We start from the raw sequence: 15,137 nt of genomic DNA on the forward strand, positions 1-15,137 counted from the left end.
TGTCACTCCGTGACATCTCCCCCTCAAGGGGGGAGATTGACCGCAATCGCTGCGGCTCATGCCACTTATCATCGCTCAACGCCCGTTCAGTCGGTTGTTGTTGGACAGAAAATTATCCGCAATCGCCCGATCTCCCCCCTTGAGGGGGAGATGTCACGAAGTGACAGAGGGGGGTGCGCCGCAGGCTCGTCAATTTGGAGACATTCCCATGCTCGCACCTGACATCACCACCCAGCCCACAGCCGACCGCATTGACCAACTGGTCACCGCCCACACGCCTGGTCACGGCCTTGCCCGGCCGTTTTATCTCGACCCTGATATCTACGAGCGCGATCTGCAGCGGGTGTTCTTCCGCCATTGGCATTGCGTCGCCCATGAGAGTGTCATCCCCAATATCAACGATTTCGAAGTGTTCCGCATGGCGTCGGAACAGGTGATCGTGACGCGTGGGGCGGATGGCCGGGTGCATGCGATCCTCAATGTCTGTCGGCATCGCGGCGCCGAGGTCTGTACAAAGGACAAGGGCAATGCCCGCGTCTTCGTCTGTCCCTATCATGCCTGGACCTATGGCAATGACGGGGCGCTGAAGGCCGCCCGGCTGATGCCGAAAGAGTTCAAACGGGAGGATCACGGGCTGAAGCGGCTGCAGGTGCGGGTGGTCGAGGGGCTGATCTTCATTTCGTTTGCGGAAAATCCGCTGGATTTCTCCGAGGTCGAAAACCTGCTGCATGCGACCTGCGGGCAATATGGCTGGGCCTCGGCCAAGGTGGCGCACCGCCAGAGTTATGCCGTCGATGCCAACTGGAAGCTGGCGGTCGAGAATTATGTTGAGTGTTATCACTGCGGCCCGGCCCATCCGGAATATTCGCAGACCCATGCGCTGGAACAGCCGCTGCCGATGATCGAGGCGCTGAATGCGGCGATGGAGGAGCGAACCTGCGCGCTCGGCATCGAAGTCGGCTCCGGCGATCACTGGCAGACGTCGGAGGGCGGCCGCGAGACCATCCATGCCTTCCGCTATGCGCTCTATGATGGCGTGAAGACCGGCAGCCAGGACGGATCGCCTTTGGCGCCGCTGATGGGCCGGTTCAGCGAATATGATGGTGGCGTCACCTCCGTGCATCTCGGCGGTACGAGCTTCCTGGTCTGCTATCCCGACCACGGCATGATCTACCGCTTCATTCCGAAGGGGCCGGAAGCCTGCGAGATGGAGCTGATCTGGCTGGTCGACGGCCAGGCTGAACAGGGTGTCGACTACGATTTCGACAAGCTGACATGGCTGTGGACCGTCACCACCGACGAGGACAAGGCGATCATCGAGCACACCTCGCGCGGCGTGCGCTCGCATTTCTTCGTGCCGGGACCGATCGCGCCGATGGAGCAGAACGAGTTGCGCTACATCAACTGGTATCTCGACGAGATCAGCCGTCCGTAAGGGCCTGACCGTTTTTGTCCGTTGCGTGCGCCTTCCACACGGTGCGGACGAAGGCGGCGATGAACATGGCCGTCATCAAGAGCACGATGGTCGGGGCCGGGGCGCTGTCGATGTAGAAGCTCAGATAGATGCCGGACAGCGTCGCTGTGACCGCGACCAGGACGGCGGCGACCAGCATGCTCTGGAAGCGCCGGGTGATCAGAAAGGCGATGGCGCCGGGCGTCACCAGCATGGCGACCGACAGGATGATGCCGACGGCCTTCAGCGCGCCGACCACGGTCAGCGACAGTACCGCCAGCAGGCCGTAATGCAGCAGCCGCACCGGCAGGCCGATGGCGCGGGCATGCTGCGGATCGAAGGCATGGGCCAGAAGATCCTTGCGCAGGATGACGAGAAAGGCAGTCGCTGCCAGGGCGATCAGGCCGGTTTCCAGCAAATCCGATGGCAGGATGCCGAGCATGTCGCCGAACAGGATATGGTCGAGATGTACGTCGCTTTCGACCTTCACGTAAAGCACGAGACCGAGGCCGAACATTCCTGAGAATACGATGCCGAGAACGGTGTCTTCCTTGATGCGGCTGTTTTCCTTGAGATACCCCGTTGCCAGCGCGCAGGTCATGCCGGCGACGAAGGCACCTATGGCCAGCGGCAGGCCGACGACATAGGCGATCACAACGCCGGGCAGGACGGCATGGGAGACGGCGTCGCCCATCAGCGACCAGCCCTTCAGCACCAGAAGGCAGGAGAGCAGGGCCATCGGCACGGCAATCATCAGGGTGACGATGAAGGCATATTGCATGAAGGGCAGCTGGAACGGCAGGATCAGCAGGGCAAGCGTGTCACTCATGCCGCATCCTCCAAAGCGAGCCGCGCCTTGCGCTTGGAAGCGAGAAGCCCGTGTTTCGGGGCAAAGACAAAAGCGCCTAAGAAGATCAGCGTCTGCAGCACGACGATGATGCCGCCGGTGGCGCCGTCGAGGAAGTAGCTGAGATAAGCGCCGACGCCGCTGGTGCCGGCGCCGATGCAAAAGGCCATGACGATCAGCCGCTGGAAACGGTCGGTTAGGAGATAGGCGGTGGCGCCCGGGGTGACCACCATGGCGACGACCAGAAAGGCGCCGACGGTCTGCAGGGCGGCCACCGTCGAGCCGGCCAAAAGGGTGAAGAACAGCACTTTGAGGAAAGCCGGCTTCAGGCCGATCGAGCGGGCATGATCCTCATCGAAGAAGGTGACCATGAGGTCCTTCCATTTCAGCGTCAGGATGACCAGGCTGACGCCGCCGATGATCACCAGCTGCAGGGTGTCTTCCGGGGTGATGGCCAGTATATTGCCGAGCACGATGGTCTGGATGTTCACCGACATCGGCGACAGCGACACCATGAACAGGCCGAGACCGAAGAAGGAGGTGAAGATCAGGCCGATAATGGCATCTTCCTTCAGCCGGGTGCGCTGGTTGAGAAACAGCATGGCGCCGGCGGCAAGACCGCCCGAGAGGAAGGCACCGGCGGCAAAGGGCAGGCCCAGCATATAGGCGCCGGCCACGCCCGGCACGATGGCATGGGACAGGGCATCGCCGATCAGCGACCAGCCTTTCAGCATCAGATAGGCCGACAGAAAACCGCAGACGCCACCGACCAGGGCGCTGACCCAGATGGCGCTGACCATGTACTGGTAGGAGAAGGGTTCAAGCAGCAGGGCCATCGTCCACCTTCTTGGCTTGCGGATCGCGATAGATCACGAAGGGCCGTTCGTCGTCGGTGATCACCTTGACCTGACGGGCGTCGGCATCGTCATGCAGATCGGTGCCGGACAGCACGAAGTGCCTGAGCGCGCCGCCAAAGGCCAGATGCAGGTTTTCCTCGGTAAACGTGTCTTCCGTCTTGCCGGAGGCGATCACCGTGCCCTTGACGAACACCGTGCGGTCGCAGAAATCCGGGACGCTGCCGAGATTGTGGGTCGAGACCAGCATGACCCGGCCCTCGCGGCGCAGGTCTTTCAAGAGGGCGACGATCTGCTCTTCGGTGGTCACGTCGACGCCGGTAAAGGGTTCGTCGAGCAGGATGACCTGCCCTTCCTGGGCAAGTGCGCGGGCCAGGAAGACGCGCTTGCGCTGGCCGCCGGAGAGCTCGCCGATCTGGCGCTTGCGGTAGTCGAGCATGCCAACGCGGCCGAGCGCCTCGTCAACCAGGGCCTTGTCGCGGCGCGACGGGATGCGCAGGAAATTCATATGGCCGTAGCGGCCCATCATCACGACGTCTTCGACCAGAACCGGAAAATTCCAGTCGACTTCCTCGCTTTGCGGCACGTAAGCGACGAGGTTCTTCTTCAGCGCCTCGCGCACCGGCATGCCGAGAATGGTGATGTCGCCGCGCGCCAGCGGCACGAAGCCCATGATCGCCTTGAAGATCGTCGACTTGCCGGCGCCGTTGACGCCGACCAGCGCGGTGATCGTGCCCTTGGGGATGGTGAAGCTGGCATCCTTCAGCGCCGTGTGGCCGTTGCGATAGGTGACGGTGATACTGTTGGCTGTCAGGCCGTCCAGCCGCTTGCCGGTGCTTTTGCCCATGATCATGCGGCCAGCCCTTCGACGATGGTGGAAACGGTGACCTTCAGCAGATCGAGATAGGTCGGAACCGGACCGCCCTTTTCGCTCAGCGAATCCACATAGAGCACGCCGCCATATTTGGCGCCGGTCTCGGCGGCGACCTGGCGGGCCGGCTTATCCGACACGGTGCTTTCGGAGAAGATCACCTTGATCTGGTGCTCGCGCATGGCGTCGATGACGGCGCGCACCTGCTGCGGCGAGCCCTGGCTGTCGGCATTGATCGGCCAGAGGAACAGTTCTTTCAGACCGAGATCGCGGGCGAGATAGGAGAAGGCGCCTTCACTGGTGGCAAGCCAGCGTTCCTGCTCCGGCAGCTTGGCGATCTGCGCCTTCAGCGGCTCCAGTTCGGCCTTGATCTTTTGCGAATAGGCGGCCGCGTTGGCGGCATAGAGATCGGCGTGGTCGGGGTCTATGCCGGTCAGGGCCTTGCGGATGTTCTCGACATAGATCAGCGCGTTTTCAGGTGACATCCAGGCATGCGGGTTCGGCTTGCCCTCATAGGCGCCGCCGGCAATGCTCATCGGGGCGACGCCTTCCGAGATCACGGCGTTTGGAACCGAGCCGAGATTGCCAAGGAATTTCTGGAACCAGAGTTCGAGATTGAGGCCGTTCCACAGAACCAGGTCGGCGTCGCGGGCTTTGAGGATATCGCGGGGCGTCGGCTGGTAGTTGTGAATCTCGGCGCCAGCCTTGGTAATGCTTTCAATGTCGGCGGCATCGCCGGCAACATTCTTGGCCATATCGGCAATCACGGTAAACGTTGTGATAACCTTGGGCTTGTCTGCTGCCACTGCCGCCGACACGGGCAGAAGGGCGAGGGCGACTGCCAGAATTCCCGCAATTCGGTTCAACATGATCGACTCCAAAAGGCTTTTGCAACTCATTCGCAATCTAAGCTAGTGCGTTTGTGGCGTTTGTCAAACGCTATTGCAAATCATTCGCAATGTGAGCTGCTGCGAAGAGCGGTCTTGTGCCGAAATGGGAAAGCTTCGCTGCAGCGCACAGCGTGTAGATTAAAGTTTCCTCAAGAACAGTGTGGCAAGGTCAGTCCAAGTTTTGCGTATGTGTATGGAGTGACTTGATGCCGGAGTTGTTGGCGTGAAGGGTCTTGGCGGCAAGTTCCGGTTATCCCGCAAATTGATTTTGATTTCCGGCGGCGTCCTGGTCCTGTTGGGCGGAACGGGCGCGGCTGCCGTGTTCATCGGCACGGAAGCGATCCTTGGGCCTCCCTACGAGAAGATCAATGGGTTGGAATGCACGGAAGTGACGTCGGTGACGATCAAGAAGAAGGATCGTTTCTGGGTTCGTAAATTCGTCACCACGGAGCCGACCGATGGCTTGACGCGGGTGAAAACGGCGCTGCGGGTCGCCAAGGCCGTGCAGGAGGCCGAAAAGGCCGATCTTGTGCAGGTGGTGGTGCTCGACGCGAAAGGGCCGGTCAAACGGGCGGATATGCGCGGACGGGCGGTCGGCGCCGATGTCATCTATGTTCCTGATCCCAGCAAGATTCCAGAAGAGGCAAACGGCCAGATTTTTACGGCCCGCTACGTGGAAAAGCCCGCCAATGGCAGCGGCCAGTTCTACGGCGAGAAGATTTCGATGACATCGGATGATATCGATCATCTCGTGGCTAGCCTCGATGACACGGCCAATTGCGTCAAGCCGGAAGTGGCCCTGCCGGAAGGCCATGGCGCTCCGAGCGGCCATGGCGAAGCACCCGCGGGTCACGGCGAAGCGCCGGCCGGTCATGGTGAGGCGCCGGCAGAGGGGCATGGCGAAGCGCCAGCCGGGCATGGCGACGCGCCAGCAGACGGACATGGCGACGCGCCAGCCAGTGACGAGATTGCATCGGCCGAGGGCCATGGCGAAGCGCCTGCCGCCGATGGCCATGGCGCAGCTCCGGCTGAGACCGGCGGCTGGTTTGCCTCGCTGAAGGGCATGGTGTTCGGGGCAGACGAGGCCCCGGCCGCCGAAGGACATGAGGCCACGCCTGCGGCCGAGGGCCATGACGCTGCTCCTGCGGCGGAAGGACATGGCGAGGTTGCTGCCGATCATGGTGCTGCACCGTCCCACGAGGCGGCCGCTGAACCGGCGGCCGGACACGGGGAACATGCCGCTACCGAAGAGGCTGCCGCTTCTGCTGCAGCGCATGGCGCGGAAACGGCCGCTGCAGGCGAGCATTCGACGGAAGAGGCCACGGCGCCGAGCCAGGAGCCCGTGGTCGAGGCCGACAATGGCGGCTGGCTGTCCTCGGTGAAGAGCATGATGTTCGGCAGCGGTGAAGATGCGGCAGCGCCGGCGGAGGCGCAGGGCGAGGCGGCCGCTGCACCCGAGCACGCATCGCCTGAAGAGCCGGTGCCGCCGGTTTCAAAGGAACATGTCGCGGCCACGCATTGAGTTTGAAAAAGTGCTGCTTTCGTTCGCGAAAGCGGCACCTTGATATGCCAACCGACATTGCATCAAACGCAAAAAGCCCGGAGCGATGATCAAGCGTTCCGGGCCTTTCGAATTCATGAGGCGACAGATCAGTCGTTCTTGTTGCGGCGGGCCGGGAACAGGATGATGTCGCGGATCGACGGCGAATTGGTGAGCAGCATGATCAGGCGGTCGACACCGATACCGAGGCCACCGGCCGGCGGCATGCCCTGGTCGATCGCGTCGAGGAATTCCTCGTCCAGCTGCTTGTCCTTCTCGCCGCGGGCATGGGCCTGTTCGAGCTGCTCGACCATGCGGGCGCGCTGTTCTTCCGGGTCGTTCAGTTCGGAAAAGGCGTTGCCGATTTCCCAGGCGTTGCAATAGGTCTCGAAGCGCTCGACGAGACGCGGTTCGCCCGGCACTTCCTTGGCAAAGGGCGAGATGTCCTTGGGGAAATGGGTGACGTGGCTCGGCTGGATCAGCGTGCCCTCGACCTTTTCCTCGAAGATGAAGGCCAGGCATTCGCCCCAGGTCCAGTCCTTCTCGACAGCAAAACCGGCTGCCTTGGCCGCAGTGCGGGCTTCCTCGTCGGTCTTCATGGCCAGGAAGTCGATGCCGGTCACATCCTTGACGGCGTCGGGCATCGGCACGCGGCGGAATGGACCCTTGAAGGAGATTTCCGTGTCGCCGAATGTGAACTCGGTCGAGCCGTGGATGCGGGTCGCGAGGTCTGCGAACAGCCGCTCGACGAGGTCCATGATGTCCTCGTAATCGGCATAGGCCCAGTAGCATTCCATCATGGTGAATTCGGGATTGTGCCGGGTCGAGACGCCTTCGTTGCGGAAGTTACGGTTGATCTCGAACACCTTGTCGGACAGGCCAGAGACCAGCGTGCGCTTCAAGAACAGTTCCGGCGCGATGCGCAGGTACATGTCGAGCTTCAGCGTATTGTGGTGGGTCTTGAAGGGCTCGGCCGTGGCGCCGCCATAGATCGACTGCAGCATAGGCGTTTCGACTTCCATGAAGCCGTCGTTTTCCATGAAGCGGCGGATGCTGGAGACGATCTTCGAGCGCTGCTGGAAACGCAGCTTGCTGTCCTCGTTGGTCATGATGTCGAGATGACGCTTGCGGTAGCGCGTCTCGATATCGGTGACGCCATGCCACTTTTCCGGCATGGGGAGCAGCGCCTTGGTCAGCATGGTGATCTCTTGCGCATTGATCGTCAGCTCGCCGCGCTTGGTGCGGCGGACCATGCCGGTGACGCCGATGATGTCGCCCAGGTCGATCAGCGGCAGCAGGGCGCGGGCGCTTTCGGGCGTGGTGTCCTTGTGGCTGAAAATCTGGATCTTGCCCGAGGCATCATGGATATCCATGAACATGCCCGAGTTGCGCGAGGAATAGACGCGGCCGGCAACGGTGATGATATCGCCCGATTCCGTATCCAGCTCCAGCCCGGCATATTTCTCGGCCAGTTCGGCATTGGTCATCGTGCGGTGGAAATGCGCCGGATAGACATCGCCGATGAGCTCGCGCAGCAATTTCAGCTTCTGGGCGCGCACTTCCGTGACGTCGGAGGACAGGGCGGTTTCGGTCTTGGTATCGGTCATCGTTTTCGCCTTTTTCGGGCTGTGTTCGTTGCGGTTACCCCCCTCTGCCCTGCCGGGCATCTCCCCCTCAAGGGGGGAGATCGGATGAAGCGGTCTCTTCGTCCTGCCGCTGGCGTCGCGTGCTCAGCACTCTATGCTGAATTGGGCGAAGGCGGTGCCTCTGGTGGATCTCCCCCCTTGAGGGGGAGATGTCCGGCAGGACAGAGGGGGGTATTTAAAACGCCGCCGTTGCGGGCAGCCTGTGCTTATTACTTTTCTGCACCCACCATCTGCGCCACCACCGTCGCCGCGACCTTCAAACGCTGGCGCACGACCGAGCGGCCGAGCAGCGCCATGCTGTCAAACAGTGGTAGCGAGCGGGACGAGCCCGACACGGCGACGAACAGCGGCGGGGTGACCACGCGCAGCTTCTTGCCGAGGCGCTCGGAAATGGCGCGCAGTTCCTCGTCGATGGTCGTCACGTTCCATTCGAGGATCTTTTCGAGATCCGTCTGCACGGTGGTGAGGATTTCCAGCGTCTCGGCCGGGCTGGTCTTCAGGCCGGCAAAGGATGCCGGTGTCAGCCCGACGTCGTTGGCGAGCAGGAAGCCGGCAAGCTGCGGCAGTTCGCCGAGCTTGGAAATGCGGCTCTGGGCGAGCTTCAGGCCTTCCGTCAGACGGTCGTTTTCAGCAGACCATTCAAAGACACGGGCCAGGAACTGGTCCGGCGTCAGCTTTTCGCGCAGCCAGCGGCCGTTCAGCCAGTCGAGCTTCTGGATGTCGAAGATCGCGCCGGCCTTGGAGAGGTTGTCCGGATCGAATTTTTCGGCAAGCTCGTTCATATCCAGCAGCTCTTCGCCTTCGGCGATCTGGATGAAGAACAGGCCGAGGAAGTTCATCAGGGCTTCCGGCAGGTAGCCGAGCGCGGAATAATAGGAGATCGAGGTCGGGTTCTTGCGTTTCGACAGTTTTGACTTGTCGGCATTGCGCATCAGCGACAGATGCATGAACTTCGGCTCGTCCCACTCGAAATAGCGATAGAGCAGGATGTGCTTAGGGACTGATGCCAGCCATTCCTCGCCACGTGCCACATGGGTGATCTTCATCAGATGGTCGTCGATGACATTGGCCATGTGATAGGTCGGCATGCCGTCGGCCTTCATCAGCACCTGCATGTCGACCGAATCCCAGGGGATCGAGACATCGCCATAGACGCCGTCGTTGAAATCGCAGGAGCCCTCGGTCGGGATCTTCATGCGCACGACGGAGGCTTCGCCGGAGGCGACGCGGGCGGTGACTTCCTCGGCCTTCAGGTGCAGGCAGAGACCGTCATATTTCGGCGGCTTGCCGCTGGCGCGCTGGGCTTCGCGCATTTCCGTCAGGCGCTCGGGCGTGCAGAAGCAGCGGAAGGCATGGCCCTTGTCGAGCAGGTCCTGGGCGAAGGGCTGGTACATGTCCTTGCGGTCGGACTGGCGATAGGGACCGTAGGGGCCGCCGACATCGGGGCCTTCCGACCAGGTCAATCCCGTCCACTTCAGCGCGTCGAGCACTTTCTGCTCGAATTCCGGCGTCGAGCGCGTCGCGTCGGTATCCTCGATGCGCAGGATGAACTCGCCGCCCATCTTCTTGGCGAAGAGATAGTTGAACAAGGCGATGTAGACGGTGCCCACATGGGGTTCACCGGTCGGGGAAGGTGCGATGCGGACGCGGACGCCGGATGTGCTCATTGGATTCGTGCTCGTGGTAACGTGCGGGCAATCGGACGACACTCGCGCGATTGCGGGAAAGGCTTAAAACTCTCGGAAACGCAGAAAAACCGGCTTGGCACCCGGTTTTCAGCAGTGTTCCATTGCGAGGCCTTAGGCCATATTCAGCGCCAAGCGTCAAGGAAAACTGCCGCCTGAAGCCAGAGGGAAAGGTCCTGCCATTCAAAAAGAGTGAAGGAAGCACATTTTTTTGCGCCCCTGGCGGAACCATTTCCGATCGGCGGCGTTAGACCCCACGAATGAAGGTTGGGTCAGCCTATTCCGCGGAGACGAAAAAGACAGGATTGGATCCGTGTTCTTTCAGCGACCAAAGATAAAGCAGGTGCCCCCTTACCCCCAGCCCGACTTTCATTCGCGAAGCCCGTCCCTACCCGAAAGCCTGCGTCCCGCCCGACGCAGGCTTTCTCCTTTTGGGGGATCGTCATGGGACCGATGGGTCCTGCCAATCGATCTCACGTGATCGGCCAGACCAGCAGCAGCATGGGGATCGCCACGACAATGATCAGCAGTGATAAGGGCAGGCCGAGGCGCGGGTAGTCGCTGAAGCGATAGCCGCCCGGTCCCATCACCAGCGTATTGCACTGATGGCCGATCGGGGTGAGGAAGTCGCTGCCGGCGCCGATCGCCACGGCCATCAGGAAGGCATCCGGCCGGAAGCCGAGATTGGCGGCGAAGCTCGCGGCAATCGGTGCCATCACGAGAACGGTGGCGGCATTGTTGAGGAACGGCGTGACCGCCATCGCCGTGACCAGGATCAGCGTCAGTGCGCCATAGGCCGGCATGCCATGGGCCATTTGCCCCAGCCATTCCGCGATCTTCTCGCTGGCGCCTGTGGTGCGCAGGGTCTCGCTGACCGGGATGAGGGCGGCCAGCATGATCAGGATCGGGCCATCGACGGCGCGGTAGATTTCGCTCAACGGAATGACCTTGAAGATCACCATGGCCAGGGCGGCGGCAAAGAAGGCAACGGCGACTGGGGCCAGGCCGAGGGCCGTCGATCCCATGGCGGCGATCAGGATGATGATCGGGATCAGGGCGCTGCGCGAAGTCCCGAGCAGAATTTCCCGTTCGGCCAAAGGCAGGCATCCCAGTCCCTGCAGGGCCCCCGGAAGCGTCTTGCGATGTCCTTGCAGCACCACCACATCGCCGGTGCGCAGGGTCAGTTCGCCCAGCCGCTCCTTGATGCGCTTGCCCTGCCGGCTGACGGCCAGGAGGTTGATGCCATAGGTGTTGAACAGTGACACGTCGCGTGCCGACAGATCCACCAGCACCGAACTGGGCGCCACGACGGCTTCGATCGTGCTGATTTCCCCTTTCCTGGCGTCGGTCTCCGCGATCGGCTTGCCGGACAGGCTGAGCTGGGCCTGGGAAACGATACGGTCCAGCGCTTCGGACGGTCCTTCCAGCAGCAAAGTGTCGCTCTCCTTCAGCGCCACATCCGGAAATGGCGACATGCGGGTGTGACCTCGTAAGATTGCAGTTGCGATCACGTCGCCCGACGCGAGCATCAGCAGGTCGTTCAGGGGCTTGCCGATGAAGGGCGATTGTTTGGTGAGCGTGGCCTCGGTGGCATAGGTCGAATTTTCCAGCGCCTCCTGCATGGAGGGATTCTGGTTTTCGCGGCGCGGCACCAGCCAGTAGAAGAACATCAGGAAGATCGTGCCGGTGACGGCAAGCGTGGCGCCGACCGGCGTAAAATCGAACATGGTGAAGGCTTCGCCGGTGATCTCCTTGCGAAGACCCGAGACGACGATGTTGGGCGAGGTGCCGATCTGCGTCATCAAGCCTCCCAGCAGGGCACCGAACGCCATGGGCATCAGGAAAATGGATGGCGGACTGTTGGAGCGGCGCGCAAACTGAAAGGCGACCGGCATCATGATGGCCAGCGCGCCGATATTCTTGATGAAGGCCGACAGGATCGTTACGGTGACGATCAAAAGCAGCATCTGGCCGCGGATCGATTTCAGCCGTGGAAAGAAGCGCTTGATGGCCCCATCAACGATGCCCGATCGCGCCACGCCGGCGCTGACCACCAGGGCGGCACCGACGATGATGACGATATCGTCGCTGAAGCCGGAGAAAGCCTTGTCGACCGGCACCAGGCCAAGGGCAACGGCAGCCACCAGCGTCACGCAGGCCACGATGTCATAGCGGAACCGATCCCATATGAAGGCGGCCATCATCAGGCCAATGACCGAAAACGCAAGAATTTGCTCGGTGGACATGGTGCTCCAGTCAATTCTGATGGGGGTAGGGATTTGGGAAGAACGGCAGAAATCGCAGTCGGAATGCAAACGGATGTCGCTTTGTTCCGAGCAAAAGCTGCAGTCAGACATGGAAAAGGCCCGCGGAGGTTTCCGCGGGCCTGCCGGAGTCGATCAGGCGACGCCTGTCAATGCATGCTTTTCTTGTCCTTGTCGGACAACTTCTTGCGACGGGCGAACATGTTGAGCACTTCCACCAGGCCGGAGAAGGCCATGGCTGCGTAAATGTAGCCCTTGGGAACATGGAAGCCCATGCCGTCGGCAATCAGCGTCATGCCGATCATCAGCAGGAAGCCGAGCGCCAGCATGACGACGGTCGGGTTCTTCTCGATGAACTTGGCCAGCGGATTTGCGGCGAGCAGCATCACGGCGACGGCCACGATGACGGCAACCACCATGATCGGCAGGTGCTCGGTCATGCCGACGGCGGTGATGATGCTGTCGACGGAGAAGACCAAGTCAAGCAGCAGGATCTGGCCGATGGCGGCCGTCATGGTGGCATTGGCGGTCGAGGCGATGAAGTCGCCGTCCTTGTCGACCGGATCGACGCTGTGGTGGATTTCCTTGGTGGCCTTCCAGACCAGGAACAGACCGCCGGCGATCAGGATCAGATCCTTCCAGGAGAAGCCATGATTGAACAGCACGAACAGTGGTTCGGTCAGCTGGACGATCCAGGCGACGGTGCCGAGCAGGGCAAGACGCATGACAAGCGCAAGGCCGATGCCGATGCGGCGGGCGGATTCGCGCTGATGCTCGGGCAGCTTGTTGGTCAGGATCGAGATGAAGACCAGGTTGTCGATGCCAAGCACGACCTCCATGATAATCAGCGTGATCAGGGCGATCCAGGCGGCGGGATCCTGGAGAAGTAGGGCGATGTCCTGCATGGGGCTCTTCCGGTTGGCGGTGTCTTCGCGATAGCATCAAATGGCGCTAGCGAGAAGGATCGGCAAGGTGTCATCCGTAAAAGGACTAAAAATACCCGTAACCTGTTATTGCGGCGAGGCTTTCGCGGCCTCGCTGCCGGCAGGCCCATAGGCCGCCAGGAAGACACGCAGACCGCTTTTGACGATCCGGTCGATTTCGTTGACATCCGGGGTGCTGGTCATTTGCCCGAACAAGCGCCGCTTGAACAGAATGCTGGTCGACAGATCGATGAACTGACGCGATGCCAGATCCGCGTCATCGACGCTCAGGGCTCCCACCTCAGCCTGGCGCTCGATGAATTCCTGCAACACCGTCTGGGCATTGCTCGGCGTGCTGGCAAAAAAACGTGTGCACAGGCCGGGCATGCGATCGGTCACGCCGATCACCGTGCGCATGGCCGGGATCATGTCACTGTTGACGACATGACGGGCATAGGTCAGGCCAAACTGCAGCAAGCGATCCTCAACCGAGCCGTCGCGGGCCAGGAGATCGCGCAATTCTTCGGCAAAGCGGCCTTTTTCCCGTTCGATCAGCGAGGCAAACAGGTCTTCCTTGCTCTGGAAGTAGACATAGATCGTCCCCTTCGAAACGCCGGCTTCCCGCGTCACGTCGTTCATGCTGGCTGCATCGAAGCCAAGCTTCATGAAAACCCGCTTGGCACCGTCGAGAATCTGCTCGCGTTTGACAGGATCGGCGCCGGCCGCAAAACGGCCCGAAATCGGCGCACACATATAGGGAGGACAGTTCTCTAAGCCCTCCGCCATCTTGTCTTTGTCCGCTGCTTCGCTCATTTCCAACCTAAAATTAACACTGTCGAACTGATACGTTCTTTAACGCTTGATATGTGGTATAAAACGCCCTATGTCAAATCGAACCGAACGGTTCAGTTCGGTAATTCTTCACAATTTACTCGCTATGGTAACGATATGTCAGGCACGCAGAGAAAAGGCGCCGTTCGCGCCGTCGATCTTCAGACCACGCCGCAGACAGGCGTCGACGACACGGCCAAGGTGGATGATGCGGGTGCACCGGTCTCGGCTGACGTCGCTGCCAGCGCTGCCGTTACCGAAAAGCCAAAGGCCAAGCGTCGCAACCCGGTCCTGCCGTTGATCCTGCTTGCCCTGGTGGCGGCCGGCGGCTGGTACGGTTATTCCTGGTGGACGAATGGGCGCTTCATGGTGTCGACCGAAGACGCCTATATCGAAGGCGACATCGCGATCATCTCGCCCAAGGTTTCGGGCTATGTCGCCGAGGTGAACGTCACGGACAACCAGAGGGTCAAGGCGGGCGATCCGCTGGTCACCCTGGACAATGGCGATTATCGCATCGCGCTTGAGCAGGCCGACGCGGCCATCCAAACCGAGATGCTCTCCCTGAAGCGTATCGACGCGCAGATCGTTGGCGGGCAAGCGTCGCTGGAACAGGCCGAAGCGCAGAAAGTGGCGCTTGAGGCTGCGGTGCGTGGCGCCGTTATCACCCAGCGCCGGGCAGGCGAGCTGCAGTCCAAGTCGGTCGGCACCGTTGCCTCGCTCGACAATGCGCAGGTGGTTCTCGATCAGGCGCGCGCCAACCTGGTGGCTGGTGACGCGAGCATTTCGTCGGCCAAGGCCAATATCGAGCTATTGCGGGCGCAGCGTGCCGAGGCGGAAAGCTCGGTGCGGTCGCTGGAATTGTCGCGCCAGAAGGCGCAGCGGGATTTCGATTTCACCGTTCTGAAGGCACCCTATGACGGCGTCGTCGGCAATCTGGCGGTGCAGACCGGCGATCTGGTGTCCGTCGGCAAGCGGCTCGCAGCGCTGGTGCCGGTCCAGGACCTCTATATCGATGCCAATTTCAAGGAAACGCAGATCGCGCATCTGGTGCCGGGCTCCAAGGTCAAGATCCATGTCGATGCCTTTGAGGACGAGCCGCTGATCGGAACGGTGACGTCGATTGCGCCGGCGTCCGGCTCGGTGTTCTCGATGCTGCCGGCGGAAAATGCCACGGGCAATTTCACCAAGGTCATCCAGCGCGTGCCGGTCAGGATCGCGCTGCCCGAAGAGGCCCTGAAGCAGGGACGCCTCAGGGCGGGCCTCAGCGTCGTGGTCGATGTCGATACGCGTACGGCCCCCGCCGACGCGGCCGTCGCTGCCAAGTAGTCCG

At 61.4% G+C, this 15,137-nt stretch carries 12 protein-coding genes; 3 read left to right on the forward strand and 9 right to left on the reverse strand.

Translation table 11 applies throughout. The features are described 5' to 3' along the window. Nucleotides 1-208 precede the first annotated feature (208 nt). Nucleotides 209-1,435: an aromatic ring-hydroxylating oxygenase subunit alpha gene (locus HGO38_RS20045; RefSeq protein WP_250957674.1), complete on the forward strand. Its 1,227-nt coding sequence runs from the start codon at nt 209-211 to the stop codon at nt 1,433-1,435. Here HGO38_RS20045 and HGO38_RS20050 read toward each other — a convergent pair. The 4 genes from HGO38_RS20050 to HGO38_RS20065 are packed head-to-tail and all read right to left on the reverse strand — an operon-like array spanning nt 1,422 to nt 4,894. Beyond that, on the reverse strand, nt 1,422-2,282 hold the full coding sequence (locus tag HGO38_RS20050; protein WP_250957675.1) for a metal ABC transporter permease: 861 nt from the start codon (nt 2,280-2,282) through the stop codon (nt 1,422-1,424). The two genes, HGO38_RS20045 and HGO38_RS20050, sit on opposite strands and share 14 nt — an antisense overlap. Then, the gene (locus HGO38_RS20055; RefSeq protein ID WP_250957676.1) at nt 2,279-3,136 is read right to left on the reverse strand and encodes a metal ABC transporter permease; all 858 of its coding nucleotides are present in this window, start codon (nt 3,134-3,136) and stop codon (nt 2,279-2,281) included. Before HGO38_RS20055 ends, HGO38_RS20050 begins: the two co-directional genes overlap by 4 nt. Next, nucleotides 3,120-4,007 carry a manganese/iron ABC transporter ATP-binding protein gene (locus tag HGO38_RS20060; RefSeq protein ID WP_284739495.1) on the reverse strand — a complete coding sequence of 296 codons (888 nt, stop codon included), beginning with the start codon at nt 4,005-4,007 and terminating at the stop codon, nt 3,120-3,122. Before HGO38_RS20060 ends, HGO38_RS20055 begins: the two co-directional genes overlap by 17 nt. Further along, nucleotides 4,004-4,894: a metal ABC transporter substrate-binding protein gene (locus HGO38_RS20065; RefSeq protein WP_250957677.1), complete on the reverse strand. Its 891-nt coding sequence runs from the start codon at nt 4,892-4,894 to the stop codon at nt 4,004-4,006. The genes HGO38_RS20060 and HGO38_RS20065 overlap by 4 nt, the downstream gene beginning before the upstream one ends. Nucleotides 4,895-5,138: 244 nt before the next feature. Here HGO38_RS20065 and HGO38_RS20070 point away from each other — a divergent pair, with 244 nt between their 5' ends. Next, entirely contained in the window at nt 5,139-6,437 is a 1,299-nt protein-coding gene (locus HGO38_RS20070) for a hypothetical protein (protein WP_250957678.1), read from the forward strand. A 128-nt stretch (nt 6,438-6,565) separates the two neighbouring features. Here HGO38_RS20070 and lysS read toward each other — a convergent pair whose 3' ends face one another. The 5 genes from lysS to HGO38_RS20095 form a co-directional block, all read right to left on the reverse strand. Beyond that, on the reverse strand, nt 6,566-8,062 hold the full coding sequence (gene lysS / locus HGO38_RS20075) for a lysine--tRNA ligase (protein ID WP_250957679.1): 1,497 nt from the start codon (nt 8,060-8,062) through the stop codon (nt 6,566-6,568). A 248-nt stretch (nt 8,063-8,310) separates the two neighbouring features. Next, nucleotides 8,311-9,768, reverse strand: coding sequence for a glutamate--tRNA ligase (gene gltX, locus HGO38_RS20080; RefSeq protein ID WP_250957680.1), 1,458 nt, complete (start codon nt 9,766-9,768; stop codon nt 8,311-8,313). 491 nt (nt 9,769-10,259) lie between these two features. Further along, a complete protein-coding gene (locus HGO38_RS20085) occupies nt 10,260-12,032 on the reverse strand; it encodes an SLC13 family permease (protein ID WP_250957681.1) in 1,773 nt (590 codons plus the stop codon). A 167-nt stretch (nt 12,033-12,199) separates the two neighbouring features. Then, on the reverse strand, nt 12,200-12,955 hold the full coding sequence (locus HGO38_RS20090) for a TerC family protein (protein WP_250957682.1): 756 nt from the start codon (nt 12,953-12,955) through the stop codon (nt 12,200-12,202). Between the two features lie 105 nt (nt 12,956-13,060). After that, nucleotides 13,061-13,786 carry a TetR/AcrR family transcriptional regulator gene (locus HGO38_RS20095; protein WP_502941603.1) on the reverse strand — a complete coding sequence of 242 codons (726 nt, stop codon included), beginning with the start codon at nt 13,784-13,786 and terminating at the stop codon, nt 13,061-13,063. Nucleotides 13,787-13,921: 135 nt separating this feature from the next. On the opposite strand from HGO38_RS20095, the gene HGO38_RS20100 reads away from it, so the two are divergent. Next, a complete protein-coding gene (locus tag HGO38_RS20100) occupies nt 13,922-15,133 on the forward strand; it encodes an HlyD family secretion protein (protein ID WP_250957683.1) in 1,212 nt (403 codons plus the stop codon). Nucleotides 15,134-15,137 lie beyond the last annotated feature (4 nt).

Source organism: Rhizobium sp. CG5 (assembly GCF_023701945.1).
Lineage (GTDB): Bacteria > Pseudomonadota > Alphaproteobacteria > Rhizobiales > Rhizobiaceae > Allorhizobium.